This is a genomic window from Microbacterium sp., from assembly GCF_030149085.1.
Lineage (GTDB): Bacteria > Actinomycetota > Actinomycetes > Actinomycetales > Microbacteriaceae > Microbacterium.
Genome location: NZ_JASBSF010000100.1, coordinates 1 through 4,061 on the forward strand (window position 1 = coordinate 1; position 4,061 = coordinate 4,061).

Consider the following 4,061-nt stretch of genomic DNA (forward strand, 5'->3'; position numbering starts at 1 on the left):
CCGCGCCACGCGCCGTACCCGGTGTGGTTTGAGAAGTTCACGGTGTACACCGGCAAGACCTCGACGCCGATGCGCTGCAGGGGGAACACCGCTGCAGAGTTGCCGACGTGTCCGTAGGCGACGGCTGACTGGATCGAAAGGATCTTCATGAGGGCTGGCCTGCTTCCATGGAACGGGCCGCGTCGATCGCGGCTGACAGATCGGATGCCAGGCGCGTCGCCTCGGCATCCGTGAGATCGTGCACCGTGAGGCGCAGGTGCTGCGCGGCATCCGCTCCGGCGAGCACGAACTCTTCGCCTGAGCGCGCGAGCCAGCCGCGCCGCATGAGATGCTCGCCGACCGCGCGGGCCGGGGCCCCGAGCGGCACCCACAGGTTGAGGCCGTCGGCAGCATGCGCCGGAACACCGGCATCCTGCAGCAACTGCGCGACTGCGGCATTGCGCGCGGCGTAGTGGGCGCCCGCTCGCCGGATGTCGTCTCGCACTGCATCATCGGTGAGCAGCGCGTGAGCGAGGCGCTGCAGCAGATGGCTCACCCACGTTGTTCCGGGGCTCAGACGCAGCGCCAGACGTGCCGCAGTGTCGGGATCTGACGCGGTGACCGCCAGACACATGTCAGGCCCGAGGAACTTCGAGACGGACCGGATGAGAGCCCAGCGTTCGTGCTCGGGTCCGACGATCGTGTGGAAGGGACGCTCGGAGAGGAGGGAGAAGTGGTCGTCCTCCACGACCAGAACGTACGGATGCTCGGCCAACACGGCACGCAGCGCGGCTGCCCGCGCGGCCGACAGGCTTGCACCGGTGGGGTTCTGTGCCCGGGGCGTGCTCACAATTGCGCGCACCCCGGCATCGAGGGCCGCACGAAGCCCGGCGACCGTCATTCCCTCGTGGTCGACGGGAACCGGCACTGCCCGGTACCCACCGAGCCGCAGGATGTTCATCGTCGACAAGAAGCACGGGTCTTCGACGGCGACGGCATCATCACGGGTAAGGGATTGTCCCAGCAGCCGCTCGATCGCATCAGACGCGCCGCCCGTGATCGTGAGCCGCAGTTCGGGCTGATCGACCATGGCCTGCCGCATCCACGCGCTGGCCCACGTTTCGAACTCGCGGTCGATGACCGGCTCCCCGTAGAGCACGGGTCGGCCGATGACGCGGGACAGAACCCTCGCCGGATCCGGGATCAGTGCGGCGTCCGGGTTACCGGTGCCGAGGTCTCGGAGCACGGTTCCGGCAGCGAACCCTTCTTGCGGCATCCGGGGCGATCCGGCGATGAGTGTGCCGCCCCTGCCCCGCGTCACGACCGTGCCTGCCTGCGCGAGATGACGATAGGCGGCGACGACGGTATTGCGATTGACGCGCAGACGCTCGGCCAGGGTGCGGACGGGGGGGAGCGCATCTCCAGGAACGAGCATGCCGCGTTCGACAAGACCCCGGACACTCTCGGCGATGTCGGTCGCCGTCGAGCCCGCGATCGCCGGTGGGGTGTCGAGAGCAGTCATCTCGACGAGTCTAGGCGGTGGGACATGCTAGGTTTTGGCATAGGTCAAGACGAAAGGGTCATCGTGTCCGCATCCACCACCGGGTCGTCTCGCGTCAAGCGGGGTCTCGCCGAAATGCTCAAGGGCGGCGTCATCATGGATGTCGTCACTCCCGACCAGGCGAAGATCGCCGAGGACGCGGGTGCGGTCGCGGTGATGGCGCTGGAGCGGGTGCCCGCCGACATCCGTGCTCAGGGTGGTGTGTCGCGCATGAGCGACCCCGACATGATCGACGGCATCATCGAGGCGGTCTCGATCCCGGTCATGGCCAAGGCCCGCATCGGCCACTTCGTCGAGGCACAGGTGCTGCAGGAACTCGGCGTGGATTACATCGACGAATCCGAAGTGCTCTCGCCCGCTGACTACGTCAACCACATCGACAAGTGGGGTTTCACGGTGCCGTTCGTCTGTGGCGCCACGAACCTCGGTGAGGCCCTGCGTCGCATCAACGAGGGCGCGGCGATGATCCGCTCGAAGGGTGAGGCCGGCACCGGTGACGTCTCCGAGGCGATGAAGCACATCCGCAAGATCAAGGGTGAGATCGCCGCGCTCGGCGCTCTCTCCAAGGACGAGCTGTACGTCGCCGCCAAGGATCTTCAGGCGCCCTATGAACTCGTCGCCGAGATCGCCGAGACCGGAACACTGCCGGTCGTGCTCTTCGTCGCCGGGGGCGTTGCGACTCCGGCGGATGCCGCCATGATGATGCAGCTTGGCGCCGATGGCGTCTTCGTCGGCTCGGGCATCTTCAAGTCCGGCAATCCGGCGCAGCGCGCCGCAGCGATCGTGAAGGCGACGACCTTCTACGACGACGCGAAGGTCATTGCCGACGTGTCCCGCGGCCTGGGCGAAGCGATGGTGGGCATCAACGTCGCCGACCTTCCCGCGCCGCACCGACTGGCCGAGCGGGGCTGGTGAGCGCGACGCGTCCGCACGTCGGAGTGCTCGCCCTCCAGGGCGACGTGCGCGAGCACGCGGCCGTGCTGCAGGCCCTCGATGTCGAAGTCTCCCTCGTGCGCCGACCCGAGGAACTCGCCGCTGTCGACGGGCTCGTGATCCCCGGCGGGGAGTCCAGCGTGATCGACAAGCTCTCGCGGGCGTTCGGGATGCGCGAGCCCATCATGGCCGCTCGCGAGGCCGGAATGCCGATGTACGGCACGTGTGCTGGCCTCATCCTGTTGGCCGATTCCATCGTTGACGGAATCGAGGGCCAGCAGACATTCGGAGGCCTTGACGTGGTCGTTCGCCGCAACGCGTTCGGGAGCCAGGTGGACTCGTTCGAAACCGATCTCGTCGTCCCGGCTTTCGGCGATCAGAGCGTCCACGCTGTCTTCATCCGCGCGCCGCTGGTCGAGCAGGTGGGGGAGCTCGCCGAGGTGGTGGCATCCCTCGACGATGGCCGGGTGGTCGCCGTTCGTCAAGGTGCGCTGCTCGGAACCTCGTTCCACCCTGAGGTGACCGGTGAGACCCGCTTCCACGAGCTGTTCCTGCAAGCCGTGCGCGCGGCAGCCTGACGGTGCCCGCGTCGCGCGGCCGATAGAATCGAGCGCATGTCCGGCCACTCCAAGTGGGCGACGACCAAGCACAAGAAGGCCGTCATTGACGCGCGTCGTGCAAAGTCGTTCGCCAAACTCATCAAGAACATCGAAGTCGCAGCCAAGCTCGGCGGTGCCGATCTCTCGGGTAACCCGACGCTGTACGACGCCGTACAGAAGGCGAAGAAGACGTCGGTTCCCAACGACAACATCGATCGCGCGATCAAGCGCGGCGCGGGAATCTCCGGCGACTCGGTCGAGTATCTAACGATCCTCTACGAAGGCTACGGACCCAACGGCGTCGCGCTCATGATCGAGTGTTTGACCGACAACAAGAACCGCGCGGCCGCGGAGGTGCGCACCGCGCTCTCGCGCAACGGGGGAACGCTGGCCGACCCCGGGTCGGTCGCGTACAACTTCCACCGCAAGGGCGTCATCGTCGTCTCCGGCGAGGGCACCACCGAAGACGACGTCATGATGGCAGCTCTCGAAGCCGGCGCGGAGGAGATCGAGCCGCACGCGCAGGGGTTCGAGGTCATCACCGAGGCATCCGACCTCGTCGCGGTGCGCTCGGCACTGCAGGAGGCGGGGCTAGATTACGAATCGGCGGATGTCGAGTTCGTCCCCTCTCTCAAGGTCGAGGTCGACGCCGATACTGCGCGCAAGGTCTTCCGCCTCATCGATGCTCTCGAAGACAGCGACGACGTCCAGAACGTCTACAGCAACTTCGACCTGAGCGCCGAGGTGCAGGCCGAACTCGAGAACGACGAATAGGGCGCGCCTTCTCGGCACCGCCGCTCGTCGCGCCTAGCGTTGCCGGGTGGCGACTGTTCGTGTGCTCGGAATCGACCCCGGTCTCACCCGCTGCGGCGTGGGTGTCGTGGATGTCGCTGCCGACCGCTCGGCCGTCCTCGTGCATGTCGGCGTGATCAGGACGGATGCCGACCTCGCCATCGAGCGCCGTCTCGCGGGCATCGCGTCCGGCATCC

5 protein-coding genes and 1 pseudogene are annotated in these 4,061 nt (G+C 67.0%); 4 read left to right on the forward strand and 2 right to left on the reverse strand.

Annotation, left to right across the window (positions count from 1 at the left end; genetic code table 11):
- A pseudogene (locus tag Q1V87_RS04210) lies at positions 1-149 on the reverse strand (pyridoxal kinase); the annotation flags it as partial.
- The gene (locus Q1V87_RS04215) at positions 146-1,501 is read right to left on the reverse strand and encodes an aminotransferase class I/II-fold pyridoxal phosphate-dependent enzyme (protein ID WP_300590974.1); all 1,356 of its coding nucleotides are present in this window, start codon (positions 1,499-1,501) and stop codon (positions 146-148) included. The pseudogene Q1V87_RS04210 and the gene Q1V87_RS04215, both read right to left, overlap by 4 nt.
- Positions 1,502-1,564: 63 nt before the next feature.
- Here Q1V87_RS04215 and pdxS point away from each other — a divergent pair, with 63 nt between their 5' ends.
- The 4 genes from pdxS to Q1V87_RS04235 all read left to right on the forward strand — a co-directional run.
- The gene (gene pdxS / locus Q1V87_RS04220) at positions 1,565-2,455 is read left to right on the forward strand and encodes a pyridoxal 5'-phosphate synthase lyase subunit PdxS (protein ID WP_292711130.1); all 891 of its coding nucleotides are present in this window, start codon (positions 1,565-1,567) and stop codon (positions 2,453-2,455) included.
- Positions 2,449-3,051, forward strand: a complete 603-nt coding sequence (gene pdxT, locus Q1V87_RS04225) for a pyridoxal 5'-phosphate synthase glutaminase subunit PdxT (protein ID WP_300590975.1) — start codon at positions 2,449-2,451, stop codon at positions 3,049-3,051. The genes pdxS and pdxT overlap by 7 nt, the downstream gene beginning before the upstream one ends.
- A gap of 36 nt (positions 3,052-3,087) precedes the next feature.
- Complete coding sequence (locus Q1V87_RS04230) at positions 3,088-3,846, forward strand: YebC/PmpR family DNA-binding transcriptional regulator (protein ID WP_292711133.1); 759 nt, start codon at positions 3,088-3,090, stop codon at positions 3,844-3,846.
- Between the two features lie 46 nt (positions 3,847-3,892).
- Positions 3,893-4,061, forward strand: a 169-nt coding sequence (locus Q1V87_RS04235) for a crossover junction endodeoxyribonuclease RuvC (protein ID WP_300590976.1), incomplete at its 3' end; no start/stop codon positions are given.

What these genes read in the sequence shown, in the direction of transcription:
- Q1V87_RS04215 (WP_300590974.1), bottom strand. Translation starts at nt 1,501, where the DNA reads ATGACTGCTCTCGACACCCCACCGGCGATCGCGGGCTCGACGGCGACC.
- Q1V87_RS04230 (WP_292711133.1), top strand. Translation starts at nt 3,088, where the DNA reads ATGTCCGGCCACTCCAAGTGGGCGACGACCAAGCACAAGAAGGCCGTC.